The sequence below is a fragment of the Stenotrophomonas sp. YJH_SMC_37 genome, from assembly GCF_059370035.1.
This window is the reverse complement of the sequence record NZ_JCAFTG010000002.1, coordinates 153,007-168,834: the sequence shown is the minus strand read 5'-3', so window position 1 is coordinate 168,834 and position 15,828 is coordinate 153,007. Positions and strand designations below refer to the sequence as shown.

Sequence of the window (15,828 nt, the reverse complement as noted above, 5' to 3'; positions counted from 1 at the left end):
CCCTTACTCCAGCCCGTCCAGCAGCTCGTCGACCTTTTCCAGGGTCAGACGCTCATGGTAGTGACCGTTGATGACCATCATCGGTGCGCCGCCGCAGCCGGCCAGGCACTCTTCCTCGCGCTTGAGGTAGACGCGGCCATCCGGGGTCGATTCACCGTGCTTGATGCCCAGCTTCTTCTCGCAGTGGCGCACGATGTCTTCGGCGCCATTGAGCCAGCAGCTGATGTTGGTGCAGATGGCCACGTTGTTGCGGCCCACCTTCTCGGTCTCGAACATCGAGTAGAAGCTGGCGACCTCGTAGGCCCAGACCGGCGGCAGGTCCAGGTACTTGGCCACGGCGGCGATCAGCTCGTCGGTCAGCCAGCCCTGGTTCTGCTCCTGGGCCGCATGCAGGCCCTGCAGCACGGCAGAGCGCTTGCGATCCGGCGGGAACTTGGACAGCCAGTGATCGATGTGAGCGCGGGTCTTGTCGCTCAGCACCACCATCGGGTCGACGTCGCGCGCCGCCTCGAAATTACCTGTCGCCTTCATCGGCCGACCTCAGCGAAATGCATAACGTGAAATTCCAGAAACTGCGGCGCCGGCTTGCGCCGGCTGCCTGCAGCGGGCGTTGGCGTAGCGGACGGCATTACCGGTCAACCTCGCCGAACACCAGGTCGTAGGTACCGATCATCGCCACCACGTCGGCCAGCATGTGGCCGCGCACGACCGAATCGATCGAGGACAGGTGGGCGAAGCCCGGCGCGCGCAGGTGCACGCGGAACGGCTTGTTGGCGCCATCGGAGACCAGGTAGCAGCCGAACTCGCCCTTCGGGGCCTCCACCGCCGAGTAGGTCTCGCCCGCCGGTACGCAGTAGCCTTCGCTGAACAGCTTGAAGTGGTGGATCAGCGCTTCCATGTCGTCCTTCATGTCCTCGCGCCTGGGCGGAGCGACCTTGAAGTTCTTCACCATCACCGGGCCCGGGTTGGCCTTCAGCCACGCCACGCACTGCTTGATGATGCGGTTGGATTCGCGCATTTCGGCAACGCGGACCAGGTAGCGGTCGTAGCAGTCACCTTCCTTGCCCAGCGGGATGTCGAAATCGACGGCATCGTACTTGGCGTACGGACGCTTCTTGCGCAGGTCCCAGGCAATGCCCGAGCCGCGCAGCATCACGCCGGTCATGCCCCACTGATGGGCCAGCTCGGGAGTGACCACGCCGATGCCGACGGTACGCTGCTTCCAGATACGGTTGTCGGTCAGCAGGGTTTCGTATTCGTCGATGCGCTTGGGGAACTCGACGGTGAAGTTCTCCAGGAAGTCCAGCAGCGAGCCTTCGCGCGAAGCATTGAGCTGCTTCAGCGCCTTGCCCTTGTGCCAGCGCGATTCCTTGTACTTCGGCATGTGGTCCGGCAGGTCGCGGTAGACACCGCCCGGACGGTAGTACGCCGCGTGCATGCGCGCGCCGGAAACCGCTTCGTAGCAGTCCATCAGCTCTTCGCGTTCGCGGAAGGCGTACAGCATCACCGCCATCGCGCCCAGGTCGAGCGCGTTGGAGCCCAGCCACATCAGGTGGTTGAGGATGCGGGTGATTTCATCGTACATGGTGCGGATGTACTGGGCACGCTCCGGCGCCTCGATGCCCATCAGGGTCTCGATCGCGCGCACGTAGGCGTGCTCGTTGCACATCATCGACACGTAATCCAGGCGATCCATGTAGCCGATCGACTGGTTGAACGGCTTGGACTCGGCCAGCTTTTCGGTACCACGGTGCAGCAGACCCACGTGCGGGTCGGCGCGCATGATGGTTTCACCGTCCATTTCCAGGATCAGGCGCAGCACACCGTGAGCGGCCGGATGCTGCGGGCCGAAGTTCATGGTGTAGTTGCGGATTTCCTGCCGGCTTTCGGCGGCGTTGCTGGCGAACGCTTCGCCAGCCTGGTGTACGTGGCTCACTTCACTGCCTCCTGCGCGCGCTCACCTTCTGCGGTCTGCAGACGGGCGTCGTCGCGGATCACGCGCGGCACGCCGACACGCGGCTCCACCGAGGTGACCGGTTCGTAGATCACGCGCTTCTTTTCTTCGTCGTAGCGGACTTCGACATTGCCGATCAGCGGGAAATCCTTGCGGAACGGATGGCCGACGAAACCGTAGTCGGTCAGGATCCGGCGCAGGTCCGGGTGGCCTTCGAAGATCACGCCGTACAGATCGAACGCTTCGCGCTCGAACCAGTTCAGGCCCGGCCAGATGCTGGTCAGCGAGGACACCACCGGCAGCGCTTCGTCAGGGGCGAAGCAGCGCAGGTGCATCATCAGGTTGTGCTGGTACGAACGCAGCTGGGCGACCACGGCGAAGCGCTGGGTCGGCATGTGCTGCGGGCGGGCACCGTCGGCACCGTTTTCCTCGGTGGGGAACTCGCCCCACGCGAAGCGGCCCTGGGCCTTGCCTTCGACGCCACGGCTGAAGCCCTGCGAGGACACATCGGCGGTGTCCCACTCGTCGGAGCCGTAGCCGAGGTAGTCGACGCCGCACAGATCCACGGCCTGCTCGAAACCAAACTCGTCACGCAGCGCCAGGGCGGTGGCGTGCCACTCGGCGGCAGGCACTTCCAGCGTCACTTCGCCGCGGGGTTCGACCACGATGACCTTCGCACCAGCGAAACGTGCGGACAGTCGGTCGATGAAGGATGCTTGCTCTGCCATGGGGGCTTGGCGCGCTCTTGTCAGGTGAAGGGGTCAGCGGGCGATGGTCTGTGTACGCCAGATCTTCTTCTGCAGCTGCAGGATCCCGTACACCAGCGCCTCGGCGGTCGGCGGGCAGCCCGGGACGTAGACGTCCACCGGCACCACGCGATCACAGCCGCGCACCACAGAATAGGAGTAGTGGTAGTAGCCGCCACCGTTGGCGCAGCTACCCATCGAGATGACCCACTTCGGGTCCGGCATCTGGTCGTAGACCTTGCGCAGCGCCGGGGCCATCTTGTTGACCAGGGTGCCGGCCACGATCATCACGTCGGACTGACGCGGCGACGGGCGGAACACCACGCCGTAGCGGTCGAGGTCCAGGCGCGCGGCACCGGCGTGCATCATCTCGACGGCGCAGCAGGCCAGGCCGAAGGTCATCGGCCACATCGAGCCGGTGCGCGCCCAGTTCAGCAGTGCATCGACGCTGGTAGTGACGAAGCCCTTCTCCAGCAGCGGGTTGTCGCCTTCCGGCCGCAGGATGTCATCAACCCGGCCTTCCGGCGTGGGGTTGTTCATGAGGCCATCGAGAGTCTGAATCACTCCCATTCCAGCGCTCCCTTCTTCCAGACGTAAATGAAACCGAGGAACAGCATGCCGACGAACAGGCCCATGGTGATGAGCGAGCGGGCGCCCAGTTCCATGAAGACCTGGGTCCACGGCACGATGAAGATGATTTCCAGGTCGAAGACGATGAACTGGATTGCGATCAGGTAGTAGCGCACATCGAACTTCATGCGCGCGTCTTCGAAGGCCTCGAAGCCGCACTCGTACGGCGAGAGCTTTTCCAGATCGGGGCGGCGGGGACCGAGGAATCGACCAACCAGCATCAGCGTAACGCCGATACCGGTGGCAACGATCAGAAACAGCAGAGACGGCAAATATTCGGCCAGCACAGCGATTCTCTCTTGCCTCTGCCGCCGCGCCTGCAGGCGCTTTGGCATGGGGGAGTGGACGGGAATCTGCCTGGCGCCTTGCGCGCCAGACGAACCCGCTTTACTTACAAATGGTGCCCAAGAGGGGACTCGAACCCCTACGACTTGCGTCGCTACCACCTCAAGGTAGTGCGTCTACCAATTCCGCCACCTGGGCAAACGATCACATCAGACTATCTTCCCGATGCGCCGCGTATTGTAACCGGCTTCAGTGTTTCTGGGAGCCTTCCGAAGGCTTTTCTTCACCAGAAACCGAAGATTCCGCCTGAGCCGGCACATTCGCCGCCGGAACCGGGGCGGCCGGGACCGCATCGGCCTTCGGAACGGCCGGCAGTTCGCCCGCCGGAGCCGCCGGCGCGCTGGCCGCCGGGGCGGACATCAGGCCCAGATCCTGGTCGGCCGCCGGGCGGCTGCCGTGACCGGCATACCAGGCCATGAAGAGACTGATGCCGAAGAACACCACGGCCAGCCACTTGGTCGACTTGGACAGGAAGTTCGAGGCGCCGCGCGCACCGAACACCGTGCCCGAGGCACCAGCACCAAAGCCCGAACCTGCCGCCGCACCCGAGCCACGCTGCATCAGGATCAGCGCGATCATGGCCACAGCGACCAGCACGTAGACGACATTGAGGATCAACATCAGCATTGGAAACCGCCCTCGGACAATACTTCTAGGATTAGTTCGCGGCCGCCGCCCGTGCGATGGCCAGGAAGTCCGCGGCCACCAGGGAGGCGCCGCCGACCAGCCCACCATCGACATCCGGCTGCGCGAACAGTTCCCCGGCATTGTCGGGCTTCACGCTACCGCCGTAAACAATGGGCAGTGAATCAGCGATTCTAGCATCGATGCGCGCGACTTCGCCACGGATGAACGCGTGCACCTGCTGTGCCTGTTCCTTGCTGGCGGTACGGCCGGTACCGATGGCCCAGACCGGCTCGTAGGCGACCACAGCATTGGCGAAACCTGCCGCGCCGACCAGCTCCAGCACCGGCGCCAGCTGGCTGGCGATGACCGCTTCGGTCTGCCCGGCCTCGCGCTGTTCCAGGGTCTCGCCCACGCACAGCACCGGCACCAGGCCGGCGTGCTGGGCGGCGGCGAACTTGCGCGCGACCAGCTCGCTGCTCTCATGGTGGTACTGGCGGCGCTCGGAATGGCCGACCAGGCCATAGCGGGCCCCAACCTCGACCAGCATGGCCGCGCAGACCTCGCCGGTGTAGGCGCCCTTCTCGTTGCTGCTCACGTCCTGCGCGCCGAAGGCCAGGCCGGTCTCGCCGAAGTCCTCGACCAGCTCCCCCAGGTAGGGCAGCGGCGGCAGGATCACCACGTCCACCCCCTCCAGCGGAAGCCCGGCGGCCACCTGCCCCAGCAGTTCATTGGCGAATTGACGGCTGCCATGCAGCTTCCAGTTTCCGGCGACGATCTTGCGGCGCATGAGCGGGTGGCTCCTGTGTGAAGTCAGCCGGTCATGATACCCGTTACGGCAAAAATCCGTTTCCGTGTAAGCGGTTACATGGATTTTCAGCCAACGGCGCAGCGCCTCGTGGCGGGAGTTTGGTTGGGTTGGTCGCGGAAAGCCCGGTTGGATTGGCGGGCTGGGCCGGTCTGGGGGTTTACGGCGTCCCCGCCATCCGACACCTCCCCGCCTCCCCACGGAACACCCCAGAGCCGCTTTGGCTTTGACTTTGGCTTTGGCCTCTGCGGGTGCAGGGTGCAGCCCTGCCGAACACCCTCCGCTGCGCTCGCCGGGCATGGCCCGGCGCTACCCGTAATGAAAAAGCCGCCTTTCGGCGGCTTCTTCATTACTTCAGCTTGATCTCGCGCAGGCGTTCTTCGAGGAAGCCGTGGGCGGTGATCGGCTCCGGGTACCGGCTCGGGTTCTCCGGGGTGATGCACGAGGGCAGCACGTCGATCAGGAAGTCCGGGTTCGGGTGCAGGAAGAACGGCACCGAGTAGCGCGGCTGGCGCGCCAGCTCGCCCGGGGGATTGACCACGCGGTGGATGGTCGACGGATACACGTGGTTGGTCAGGCGCTGCAGCATGTCGCCGATGTTGACCACAATGGTGTCCGCGTCTGACGTGAACGGCACCCACTCGCCATCATGCGACTGCACTTCCAGGCCTGCGGCACTGGCACCGACCAGCAGGGTAATGAAGTTGATGTCGCCATGGGCACCAGCACGCACGTTCGGGATGTCGTCGGTGGTGATCGGCGGGTAGTGGATCGGGCGCAGGATCGAGTTGCCGAAGTTGGTCTTGTCGGCGAAGAAGTCTGCCGGCAGGCCGATATGCAGGGCCAGCGCCGACAGGACGCGCGACCCCAGGTTGTCCAGTGCCTGGTACAGGCCATAGCCGCGCTCACGGAAGCCCTCGACCTCGGTCGGCCACAGGTTCGGCGCCATCACATCGCGGTACTTGGAGTCGTCGGCGATCTCGCGGCCGATGTGCCAGAACTCCTTCAGGTCGAAGTGCTTGGAGCCCTTGGCCGTCTCCACCCCAAACGGGGTGTAGCCGCGGGCGCCGCCGCTGCCGGCCACGTGGTACTTGCGCTTGACCTCTTCGGGCAGGGCGAAGAAGGCCTTGAAGGCATCGTAGGCCGCATCGATGTCGGCCTGCGGAATGCCGTGGTTGCGGATGCCCGCGAATCCCCATTGGCGGTAGGCCGCGCCCAGCTCGGCCACGAAGGCCTCGCGGTCGCTGTCGAAACGGGTGATGTCGAGGGTGGGGATCTGGCTCACAGCGGTTCCTGGCTTGTCATTGGGTCTGGGGGGCCGGCGCATTCATGGCCCACCTGAACATTGTGACAGATCGCCCGGGGGACGCCACCCGATACGAAGAAACAAACAGATACAATGCGCGACCCGCGCGCGGCCCCACGATTCCGTCACCCCGGGGATCCCGCCGCCTGCATCACCCGCCGCCCCAGTCCCTCATGCGCCCTGCTGCTCCCTCTGCCGACACCGCCCTGCCCTCCGGCCCCGCACGCCACTGGCGCCGCCTGGCCTGGTGGTCGCTGTTCGTGGCCGGCAACGCGCTGCTGGCCATGGCGATCACGCTCGACAACGTACCGCTGGCCGACAACCCGGGGGGCAGCGTGGGCCTGGCCTATCTGGCCGTTGCCCTGCCCGGTCACCTGCTGGCATTCGGCGCCCTCGCCGGCCTGCTGCCGCTGCTGATGGGCCTTTGGCCGCGCAGCGCACGCCCCCTGAGCCTCAGCGCCGTGCTGCTGCAGGGCCTGTGGCTGTGCCTGTTGCTGGTTGATGCAAAGGTTTTCACTCTGTATCGGTTTCACCTCAATGCCATGGTGGTGAACATGGTGTTCGGCGGTGCGCTGCAGGACCAGGTCGCGTTGTCGTGGAAGACCTGGCTGCAGGCCGGACTGCTGGTGGCCGCCATCTTCACGGCTGAAGGACTGTTGGCCTGGGCATGCTGGAAGCTGCTGCCCGCCCGGCCGCGCCGCCGCCGGGTCCTGCAGGGGTGGGCCATCGTTGCGCTGCTGATGGCCGGCGGCCAAGCCGCCACGGCCTATTACGATGCCCGCGGCGACCGTGCCGTCATCGCGCAGTGGAACTACCTGCCCTGGGCACAGCCGATCACCGCCAAGAGCTTCATGCGCAGGCTCGGGGTCATAAGCGAACAGCAGGCGGGCCTGCCCGACCCGCGCCATGCGCAGCTGCTGTATCCGCTCCAGCCCCTGCGTTGCCAGAACCCACACCGCCCCAATGTGCTGATGGTGGTGCTGGAATCGCTGCGCCAGGACGTGCTGACACCGCAGCTGATGCCCAACACGTCGGCGCTGGCGCAGGACGCGCGCGTGTTCGATCGCCATTTCAGCACCGGCAATGCCACCCGCTACGGCCTGTTCGGCCTGCTCTACGGCCTGCCCGGCGGCTACTGGCAGAGCATGCTGGACGAACAGCGCGGCTCGCAGCTGTTCCAGGTGCTGGGCCAGCAGGGCTACGACCTGCACCTGTACGGCAGCGCGCCGTTGTACAGCCCGGAATTCGATCGCACGGCATTTGCCGATGTGCGCGACCAGCTGCACCAGGGCCCTTCCGCCATGACCCCCGACAAGCGCGACGCAGCCATCGTCGCCGCGCTGCGGAATGACATCCGCAGCAGCCAGGCGGCGCAGCACCCATGGTTCGGCTTCGTGTTCCTCGACTCCACCCACGCCGGCTACCACCTGCCCGCCAGCTACCCACCGGTAGCCACGCCGATGGCCAAGGAGATCGACTTCCTGTCCTTCGGCCCGGACCACGACCCGACGCCGGAACTCAACCGCTACCGCACTGCCGTGCACTATGCCGACAGCCTGATCGGTTCGCTGCTGGACGACCTGCGCGCGCAGGGCCTGGCCGAGGACACCATCGTGCTGGTCACCGGTGACCATGCCGAAGAGTTCAACGACCTCAAGCTGAACTACTGGGGCCACAACGGCAACTTCTCCGATTACCAGCTGCAGGTCCCGTTCGTGCTGCATTGGCCAGGCAGGGCCGCTGGCCGCGACGTCCGCACCAGCTCGCACGAAGACTGGGTACCGACGCTGATGCGCCATGCGCTGGGCTGCGAGAACGCATTGACGGACTTCAGTACCGGCCAGGACCTGCTGGCCACGCCCGCCGCCAGCGAACGTGCACTGGTGGTGGAGAGCTGGTCGCAACGCGCTGTACGCCATGGCGATGCCATCTACGTATTCGACAAGTTCGGCAACGCCACCGCGCTCGACCGGCACTACCGCCCGCTGCCGCAGCAGGCTCCGGACGCCGCAGCCATCCGCTCTGCATGGGAAGCGCTGACCCGCTTCCGCAACCGCTGATCTTCAAGGACCGATCCTGCATGAACCGTCCTCTGCGCATCCTGCATACCGAAGCCGCCAAGGGAATGGGCGGGCAGGAGATCTACATCTTCCGGCACATGCAGGTGATGCGCGCGCGTGGCCATGAGGTGTCATTGCTGTGCCAGCCCGATGCACGCCTGGCCACACTGGCACGCGAGGACGGATTCACCGTGCATACGCTGCGCATGGGCGGCCTGGCACGCCTGCTGCGCGGCATGTGGTCGGTATCGCGGCTGGTGCGCCGCGAACGCTTCGACGTGGTCAATACCACCAGCCGCCGCGATGCGCTGATCGCCGCCGCCGGTGCACGCCTGGGCGGCACGCCGCTGGTGGTGCGCTCGCGCCATCTGATGAGCCCGGTCAACTCGTTGCTGACCTATACCAAGCTTCCACACCGGGTGCTGACCGTCAGCAGCTTCGTCAAGCAACTGCTGGTCGACCGCGGCATTCCAGCCGAGCGCATTGGTATCGTGCCGCCGATCGCGGTGCCTCCACGCTGGAGTGATATCCGCAAGGCCGATCCTTGGCAGTGCCTGCAGGACGTACGCGCGGAAGTGCGTGCCGAGCTTGGCTTCGGCGAGCAGGACATCGTGGTCGGCTGCGTGGCCGTGCTGCGTGAGCCCAAAGGCCATGCCGACCTGCTGCAGGCGATGGTGCCGCTGTGCAAAGCCAACCCGGACCTGCACCTGGTGATTGTCGGTGATGGCCAGGCCGTGACGGAACGACTGCAGGCGATGTGCGCCGAGCACGGGCTGCAGCGCCAGGTCCACCTGCTCGGCTACCGCGATGGAGCCTGCAGGCTGATGGCCGGCTTCGACATCTTCGCACTGGCCTCGCACAAGGAAGCGGCCGGCACCGTATTCCTGGAAGCGGCCTACGTGGGCGTACCGATCGTCGCCACGCGGGTGGGCGGCGTGCCGGAGATGGTGATCGATGGCAGCAATGCGATCCTCACCCGTTTGGGTGACAATGCCGCCCTGACAGGTGCATTGCGCCTGCTGGTGGACGACCCGGAACGGCGACGGCAGATGGGGCGCGCTGGCTGGGAGTGGATGCACGGCGCACATCGCTTCACGCCGGACGGCCACGGTGAAGCGACCGAACACTACTACCACCAGTGGCTGAAGGAGCTGGGACATGGCTGATGCACGAACCGTTCCGGTGCTGATGCACCACCACGTCAGCCCTTCGCCGGGCATGATCACCGTGTCGCCGGAGAACTTCGAAAGCCAGATTGCGTGGCTGGCAGCCAATGGCTGGACCTCACTGACGCTGGAGCAGTACGCCGGCTTCCTGGCCGGCAAGCCGGTGCCGCGCAAGTCGATCGTCATCACCTTCGACGATGGCTATCTCGACAACTGGGTGTATGCGCACCCGATCCTGCAGAAGTACGGCATGCACGCGGTGGTGTTCGTGGTCACCGGCTGGATGGGCGAAGGCCCGGAACGTCCGCACGCCGGCATTGCCGGCGCGGCACTGCCGTCGACGCCGGACCATCGTGGCTGCGAAGCGGCGATCTACGAGCAGGACCGCAGCGACGATGTGATGATGCGCTGGAGCGAAGCACGCGCAGCCATTGCCGCCGGCACCTTCGAAGTGCATTGCCATACCCACACCCACACCCGCTGGCTGCGCCGCGACGATCTGGACCGTGCGCAGCGCCGTGCGGGCCTCAGCCGGGATCTGGCGATCTCGCGCGACGTCCTGCAGGACAAGCTCGGCGAGGTGTCCGATACGCTGTGCTGGCCCTACGGCGATTTCGACCAGGACCACATCGAGGTGGCACGCGAGCAGGGCTTCCGCTACCTGCACACCACCCACCCGTTCGGCCGCAACGTGGTCGGCGGTGATCCGGAGCGCATCTACCGCTTCGCGATCCGCAACCGCCCGGCCAGCTGGCTGCGCAAGCGCATCGCGCAGAGCTACAACCCGCTGATCGCGCCACTGTTCAATGGCTTCAAAGCGCGCCAGAAGAAGATGGTGCCGGGGCCATAAGCACCACGCCCCTGCCGGTTGAATGAAAAACGCCCCGGCTTTGCGGGGCGTTTTTCGTTGGTGCGAATATGCACGCGCTTCAGGCAGCGGCTTCACGCACCGCTGCGGACAGGCGGTCCAGCGTGTCCTGCATCAGCGTGGCGTCATCGGCCTCGACCGTGACCCGCACCACCGGCTCGGTACCGGACGGGCGCAAGAACGCGCGGCCACGGCCGGCGACAGCCTGCTGCGCCACAGCCAGCGCGGACTGCACGCTTTCAGACTGCACCGCAGTCTTGGCCGGGACATTGCCCAGACGCACGTTCACGGTCTTCTGCGGTACCCGCGCAAGGCCCTTCAGCGCCTGGCGCAGGGTCTGCCCACTGTTGCGCAGCGCGACCAGCACCTGCAGGGCGCTGACGATGCCGTCCCCCGTGGTGGCGCGGTCCAGGCACAGCAGGTGGCCGGAGGCTTCACCGCCGAGCACACCACCGCCTTCGATCAGCGCCTGGTGCACGTAGCGATCGCCGACATTGCTGCGCACGAATGGAATCTGCAGGTCGGCGAGGGCCTTCTCGATGCCATAGTTGCTCATCAGCGTGCCGACCACCGGGCCGCGCAGGCGGCCTTCGGCCTTCCAGGCACGGGCCAGGATGTACAGCAGGTCATCGCCATCGACCGGGTTGCCCTGGTCGTCGGCCATCAGCACGCGGTCGCCATCACCATCGAAGGCGATACCGAGATCGGCGCCGGTCTCGCGGACCTTGGCCGCAAGGTTGTCGATATGGGTGGAGCCCACGCCGGCGTTGATGTTGATGCCATTGGGCTCGGCGCCGATGCCGATCACCTCGGCACCCAGTTCGCGGAACAGCAGCGGCGCGATCTGGTAGGCGGCACCATGCGCGCAATCCAGCACCAGGCGCAGGCCACGCAGATCGAATGTGCGCGGCACGCTGGCCTTGCAGAATTCGATGTAGCGGCCGACCGCTTCGCGTGCACGGAATGCCTTGCCCAGCTTTTCCGATTCGGCGGTGGTGAACGGAACGTCCAGCGCCGCCTCCAGGGCCAGCTCGGTGGCATCGTCGAGCTTCTCGCCCTGGGCCGAGAAGAACTTGATGCCGTTGTCGTAATGCGGGTTGTGCGAGGCGCTGATGACGATGCCGGCGTCCACGCCCAGCGTGCGGGTCAGGAACGCCACCGCCGGGGTCGGCATCGGACCCAGCAGCTGCACGTCGGCGCCGGCGGCGACCAGGCCGGCCTCCAGCGCCGCCTCGAACATGTAGCCGGAAATGCGGGTGTCCTTGCCGATCACCACGATCGGCCGGCGTCCGTCCTGGCCACGCTGGGCGAGCAGGACACGGCCCAGCGCATTGCCCAGGCGCAGCACGAAGTCGGCCGAGATCACGCCCTGCCCGACCCGGCCACGGATGCCGTCCGTGCCGAAGTACTTGCGGGCACCCATCAGGCTACCTGCGGCGCGGGCTGCCGACCCAGCATGGCGAGCAGATCGGACAGGCGGTCGCGCAGTTCGCGGCGATCGCAGATCTGGTCGATGGCACCGTGCTCCAGCAGGAACTCCGAACGCTGGAAACCTTCCGGCAGCTTCTCGCGCACGGTCTGCTCGATCACGCGCGGGCCGGCGAAGCCGATCAGTGCCTGCGGTTCGGCGATGTTGATGTCGCCCAGCATCGCGAACGACGCCGAAACGCCGCCGGTGGTCGGATGGGTCAGCACCGAGATGTACGGCAGCCCGGCTTCACGCAGCTTGCCCAGCGCAGCGGAGGTCTTGGCCATCTGCATCAGCGAGAACAGGCCTTCCTGCATGCGCGCGCCGCCACTCTGCGAGAAGCACACGTAAGGCGCACCGATCTCGACCGCGGTTTCTGCGGCCAGCGCGAAACGCTCGCCCACCACCGAGCCCATCGAGCCCCCCATGAAGGCGAAGTCGAACGACGAGGCGACCAGCGCACGGCCCTTGAGCAGGCCGCGCATGGCGATCAGCGCGTCGTATTCGCCGGTGTTCTTCTGCGCGATCTTGATGCGCTCGCTGTACTTCTTCTGATCCTTGAACTTGAGCAGGTCGGTCGGTCCCAGGCGCGCACCGATCTCGGTGGTGCTGTCGGCGTCGAAAAGGGCCGCCAGGCGCGCACGCGCGCGGATCGCCATGTGGTGGCCGCACTTCGGGCAGACCTCCAGGTTCTCTTCCAGTTCCGGACGGTACAACGCGCTGCCGCAGTTGCTGCACTTTTCCCACAGGCCCTCGGGGACACTGCGCTTCTTGCTGGGGGTGTTGTCGGTGCGGATGCCGGACGGCATCAACTTGCTGAGCCAACTCATGCGGGAGGACACTTCCGTTCAGGGCGGCCCATGGGCCGCAAAGGCGGACAGTCTAGCTCCGCTTTCCCCGGCCGTGCACCCCCTTGCCAGCTACGGGGCAGCCGGAAAAACCATGCTGGGACGTACGTTTAGGTGCTGCGCGGTGCCGGCCGCTGGCCGGCGGCCCTGCACGCGGGTGGGTACGGACGATGCCGGCCAGCGGCCAGCATTACCGCTACGCGTCCAGCGCCTGCCGCAGCGGGGCGAGGAACGCCCGCGCACGCTGGGCCGCGTCTTCAGCCGAGCCCGCTTCGGCCAGCGCCGCCACCAGCGCACTTCCGACCACCACGCCATCCGCCTGGCGGGCCATGGCTGCGGCACTGCCGGCGTCCTTGATGCCGAAGCCCGCCACCACCGGCACCGAGGCGCGCGCCCGCAACGCCTGCAGGCGGGCGCTGGCGGCGTCGCTGTCCAGGCGCTCGGAGGCGCCGGTCACGCCGGCAAAGCTGACGTAATAAAGGTAACCACGGGCCAGGGCCAGCAGCTTGTCGGCACGCGCCTGGCTGGTGGTCGGCGACGCCAGCAGGACCAGCGCCAGGCCCGCTGCATCGAAGGCCTGCTGCGCTTCAACGGCTTCTTCCGGCGGAAGGTCGACCAGCAGCACCCCGTCCACGCCAGCCTGCACGGCCGCCCCGGCGAAGGCAGCGTAGCCGTGGATCTCCACCGGGTTCAGGTAGCCCATCAGCACCACCGGGGTGTGCGCATCACGCTCCCGGAACTGCGCCACCGCCTGCAGCACATAGCGGCTGCCGGCTCCCCGCGCCAGCGCGCGTTCGGAACTACGCTGGATGGTCGGGCCATCGGCCATCGGATCGGAGAACGGCACGCCCAGTTCAATCACGTCGGCACCAGCATCGACCAGCGCGTGCATGACCGGCACGGTGGCTTCCAGCGAGGGATCACCTGCGGTGATGAAGGGAATCAGCGCCTTGCGCTGCTGTTCGCGCAGGCGCTGGAAGCAGGCATCGAGTCGGGATACGGACATGTCAGGTACATCCTTCGATCAGGTCAACGGCGCCGCTGGCGCCCCAGTACATTCGGGAGATGGTGCCGTCGACGATCTCCACACGGATCGCCAGGTCGGAACCGGGGTCCTGCCAGAGCAGGCTCTCGCCGGCCTCCGCATCATCACCATAGGGTTGCGTGGAAACGCCCTTGGGCAACTGCTGGAGTGCCTGCGCGCGTGGCATGCCCAGATGAAGGCCGAACGGCCCCGGCTGCAGCACCACCTGGCCGGAATCGTCGATGGGGGCCAGGTCGAAGCGCACCACGTCGCCGTCCTGCACCATCATCGCCACGCCCTCGGGCAGCGTGCCGCGCTCGTAGTACTCGCAACGCCCAGCGGTCGACTCGCCCAGCCCGGCCGAGTGCCACTGCGCCTCGCCCTGCAGTTCGCTGAAGGGCTGGCCGATCAGCACCTCACCGGCATGGTCCAGGGCCACCGACACCACCGCCCGGGCCGCCTGGTCCTCGCCGCCGTCGCCTGCCGTGGACATCGCCGCGCCCTCGATCGGGCGATGTGCGGCCTCATCGTCGTTGCTGGCCGGTTCGCGTGCCGGGGCGATCGCCGCGGGGGCGGCCGGCGCCGGGGCAAGCACCGGTGGATCGGGCGGCGTGCAGCCGCCCATGCCGATCACCAGCACCAGCGCCCCGCCGTGGCGCAGCACGTGATTCACAGCACAAGCCCTTCGCGCGCGGCGATGGTGTGCACGTCCTTGTCGCCGCGGCCGGACAGGTTGCACAGCACGATCTGGTCACGCGGACGCTCACGCGCCAGCTTGATTGCCTGTGCCAGCGCATGGCTGGATTCCAGCGCGGGCAGGATGCCCTCGGTATGCGCCAGCAGATGGAAGGCCTGCAGCGCTTCCTCGTCGGTGATGCCGAGGTAGCGCGCGCGGCCGGTATCGGCCAGGAACGCGTGCTCCGGGCCGACGCCCGGATAGTCCAGGCCGGCCGACACCGAATGGGTCTCGATGATCTGGCCGTCATCGTCGCACAGCACGTACGTGCGGTTGCCGTGCAGCACGCCGGGGCGGCCTGCTGCGATGGAGGCGGCATGGCGACCGGTACTGATGCCATCACCGGCGGCTTCGGCGCCGACGATCTCGACCTGGCGATCGTTGAGGAAGGCGTGGAACAGGCCGATGGCGTTGCTGCCGCCGCCGACGCAGGCGGTGATCGCATCGGGCAGGCGGCCGTACTCGGCCAGCATCTGCTCACGCGCTTCGCGGCCGACGATGGCATTGAAGTCGCGCACCATGCGCGGGTACGGGTCCGGTCCAGCCACGGTGCCGATGATGTAGAAGGTGTCCTGCACGTTGGTCACCCAGTCGCGCATCGCTTCGTTGAGCGCGTCCTTCAGGGTGGCCGAGCCGGAGGTGACCGGCACCACCGTCGCACCGAGCAGCTTCATGCGGTAGACGTTGATCTTCTGCCGCTCGATGTCGGTGGCGCCCATGTAGACCACGCATTCCAGGCCCAGACGCGCGGCAACGGTGGCACTGGCCACGCCATGCTGGCCGGCACCGGTCTCAGCGATGATGCGCTTCTTGCCCATGCGTGCGGCCAGCAGTGCCTGGCCGATGGTGTTGTTGATCTTGTGCGCACCGGTGTGGTTCAGGTCCTCGCGCTTGAGCAGGATCTGCGCGCCGCCGACGTGATCGCTCAGGCGCTGGGCGTGATAGATCGGGCTCGGCCGGCCCACGTAGTGCGCCAGGTCGCGGTCATAGGCCGCCTGGAACGCGGGGTCCTGGCGGGCCTGGTCATAGGCCTGGGCCAGTTCCTGCAGCGGGCCGACCAGGGTTTCGGCAACGAAGCTGCCACCGTAGCGGCCGAAGTGGCCCTGGGCATCCGGGAAGGCGTGGTAGTCGGCAATGGGGGAGGCAGACATGGATACGACCGGTGGTTCAGACAGGTGGATACTCTAGCGCACGGGTCAAGACCGGAAAAATGGATATTATCTGGCACATATCGTCAGGAAATCT

The 15,828-nt window shown here is 66.5% G+C and carries 16 protein-coding genes and 1 tRNA gene; 3 read left to right on the top strand and 14 right to left on the bottom strand.

The features are described from left to right. Window positions 1-3 precede the first annotated feature (3 nt). The 9 genes from nuoE to AC5P8J_RS03180 form a co-directional block, all read right to left on the bottom strand. The gene (gene nuoE / locus AC5P8J_RS03220; protein WP_014647867.1) at window positions 4-531 is read right to left on the bottom strand and encodes an NADH-quinone oxidoreductase subunit NuoE; all 528 of its coding nucleotides are present in this window, start codon (window positions 529-531) and stop codon (window positions 4-6) included. 97 nt (window positions 532-628) lie between these two features. Next, window positions 629-1,936 (bottom strand): NADH-quinone oxidoreductase subunit D, encoded by a 1,308-nt coding sequence (locus AC5P8J_RS03215; RefSeq protein ID WP_005417935.1) that lies wholly within the window; start codon window positions 1,934-1,936, stop codon window positions 629-631. After that, complete coding sequence (locus AC5P8J_RS03210; protein WP_010486428.1) at window positions 1,933-2,682, bottom strand: NADH-quinone oxidoreductase subunit C; 750 nt, start codon at window positions 2,680-2,682, stop codon at window positions 1,933-1,935. The genes AC5P8J_RS03215 and AC5P8J_RS03210 overlap by 4 nt, the downstream gene beginning before the upstream one ends. A gap of 33 nt (window positions 2,683-2,715) precedes the next feature. Next, window positions 2,716-3,270, bottom strand: a complete 555-nt coding sequence (locus AC5P8J_RS03205; RefSeq protein ID WP_005410463.1) for a NuoB/complex I 20 kDa subunit family protein — start codon at window positions 3,268-3,270, stop codon at window positions 2,716-2,718. After that, window positions 3,261-3,617, bottom strand: coding sequence for an NADH-quinone oxidoreductase subunit A (locus tag AC5P8J_RS03200; RefSeq protein WP_010486426.1), 357 nt, complete (start codon window positions 3,615-3,617; stop codon window positions 3,261-3,263). The genes AC5P8J_RS03205 and AC5P8J_RS03200 overlap by 10 nt, the downstream gene beginning before the upstream one ends. A gap of 111 nt (window positions 3,618-3,728) precedes the next feature. After that, window positions 3,729-3,813 (bottom strand) — tRNA-Leu (locus AC5P8J_RS03195). 51 nt (window positions 3,814-3,864) lie between these two features. Continuing rightward, entirely contained in the window at window positions 3,865-4,302 is a 438-nt protein-coding gene (gene secG / locus AC5P8J_RS03190) for a preprotein translocase subunit SecG (RefSeq protein ID WP_019660586.1), read from the bottom strand. A gap of 31 nt (window positions 4,303-4,333) precedes the next feature. Next, window positions 4,334-5,089 (bottom strand): triose-phosphate isomerase, encoded by a 756-nt coding sequence (gene tpiA, locus AC5P8J_RS03185; protein WP_021203422.1) that lies wholly within the window; start codon window positions 5,087-5,089, stop codon window positions 4,334-4,336. Window positions 5,090-5,456: 367 nt separating this feature from the next. After that, complete coding sequence (locus tag AC5P8J_RS03180; protein ID WP_111102196.1) at window positions 5,457-6,434, bottom strand: isopenicillin N synthase family dioxygenase; 978 nt, start codon at window positions 6,432-6,434, stop codon at window positions 5,457-5,459. 152 nt (window positions 6,435-6,586) lie between these two features. On the opposite strand from AC5P8J_RS03180, the gene AC5P8J_RS03175 reads away from it, so the two are divergent. The 3 genes from AC5P8J_RS03175 to AC5P8J_RS03165 are packed head-to-tail and all read left to right on the top strand — an operon-like array spanning window position 6,587 to window position 10,489. Then, window positions 6,587-8,473, top strand: a complete 1,887-nt coding sequence (locus tag AC5P8J_RS03175) for a DUF3413 domain-containing protein (RefSeq protein ID WP_495216606.1) — start codon at window positions 6,587-6,589, stop codon at window positions 8,471-8,473. 20 nt (window positions 8,474-8,493) lie between these two features. Beyond that, complete coding sequence (locus AC5P8J_RS03170) at window positions 8,494-9,639, top strand: glycosyltransferase family 4 protein (protein WP_058981121.1); 1,146 nt, start codon at window positions 8,494-8,496, stop codon at window positions 9,637-9,639. Beyond that, entirely contained in the window at window positions 9,632-10,489 is an 858-nt protein-coding gene (locus tag AC5P8J_RS03165) for a polysaccharide deacetylase family protein (RefSeq protein ID WP_021203418.1), read from the top strand. Before AC5P8J_RS03170 ends, AC5P8J_RS03165 begins: the two co-directional genes overlap by 8 nt. Window positions 10,490-10,568: 79 nt before the next feature. On the opposite strand, the gene glmM is transcribed toward AC5P8J_RS03165, so the two are convergent. From glmM to trpB, 5 genes are all read right to left on the bottom strand, one after another. After that, window positions 10,569-11,930 carry a phosphoglucosamine mutase gene (gene glmM / locus AC5P8J_RS03160; RefSeq protein WP_495213830.1) on the bottom strand — a complete coding sequence of 454 codons (1,362 nt, stop codon included), beginning with the start codon at window positions 11,928-11,930 and terminating at the stop codon, window positions 10,569-10,571. Beyond that, window positions 11,930-12,805: an acetyl-CoA carboxylase, carboxyltransferase subunit beta gene (gene accD, locus AC5P8J_RS03155; RefSeq protein WP_019660593.1), complete on the bottom strand. Its 876-nt coding sequence runs from the start codon at window positions 12,803-12,805 to the stop codon at window positions 11,930-11,932. The genes glmM and accD overlap by 1 nt, the downstream gene beginning before the upstream one ends. A gap of 214 nt (window positions 12,806-13,019) precedes the next feature. After that, window positions 13,020-13,829 (bottom strand): tryptophan synthase subunit alpha, encoded by an 810-nt coding sequence (gene trpA / locus AC5P8J_RS03150; protein WP_019660594.1) that lies wholly within the window; start codon window positions 13,827-13,829, stop codon window positions 13,020-13,022. 1 nt (window position 13,830) lies between these two features. After that, window positions 13,831-14,520, bottom strand: coding sequence for a hypothetical protein (locus AC5P8J_RS03145; RefSeq protein WP_058981118.1), 690 nt, complete (start codon window positions 14,518-14,520; stop codon window positions 13,831-13,833). Continuing rightward, window positions 14,517-15,734: a tryptophan synthase subunit beta gene (trpB, locus tag AC5P8J_RS03140; protein WP_014647880.1), complete on the bottom strand. Its 1,218-nt coding sequence runs from the start codon at window positions 15,732-15,734 to the stop codon at window positions 14,517-14,519. The genes AC5P8J_RS03145 and trpB overlap by 4 nt, the downstream gene beginning before the upstream one ends. Window positions 15,735-15,828: the final 94 nt, after the last annotated feature.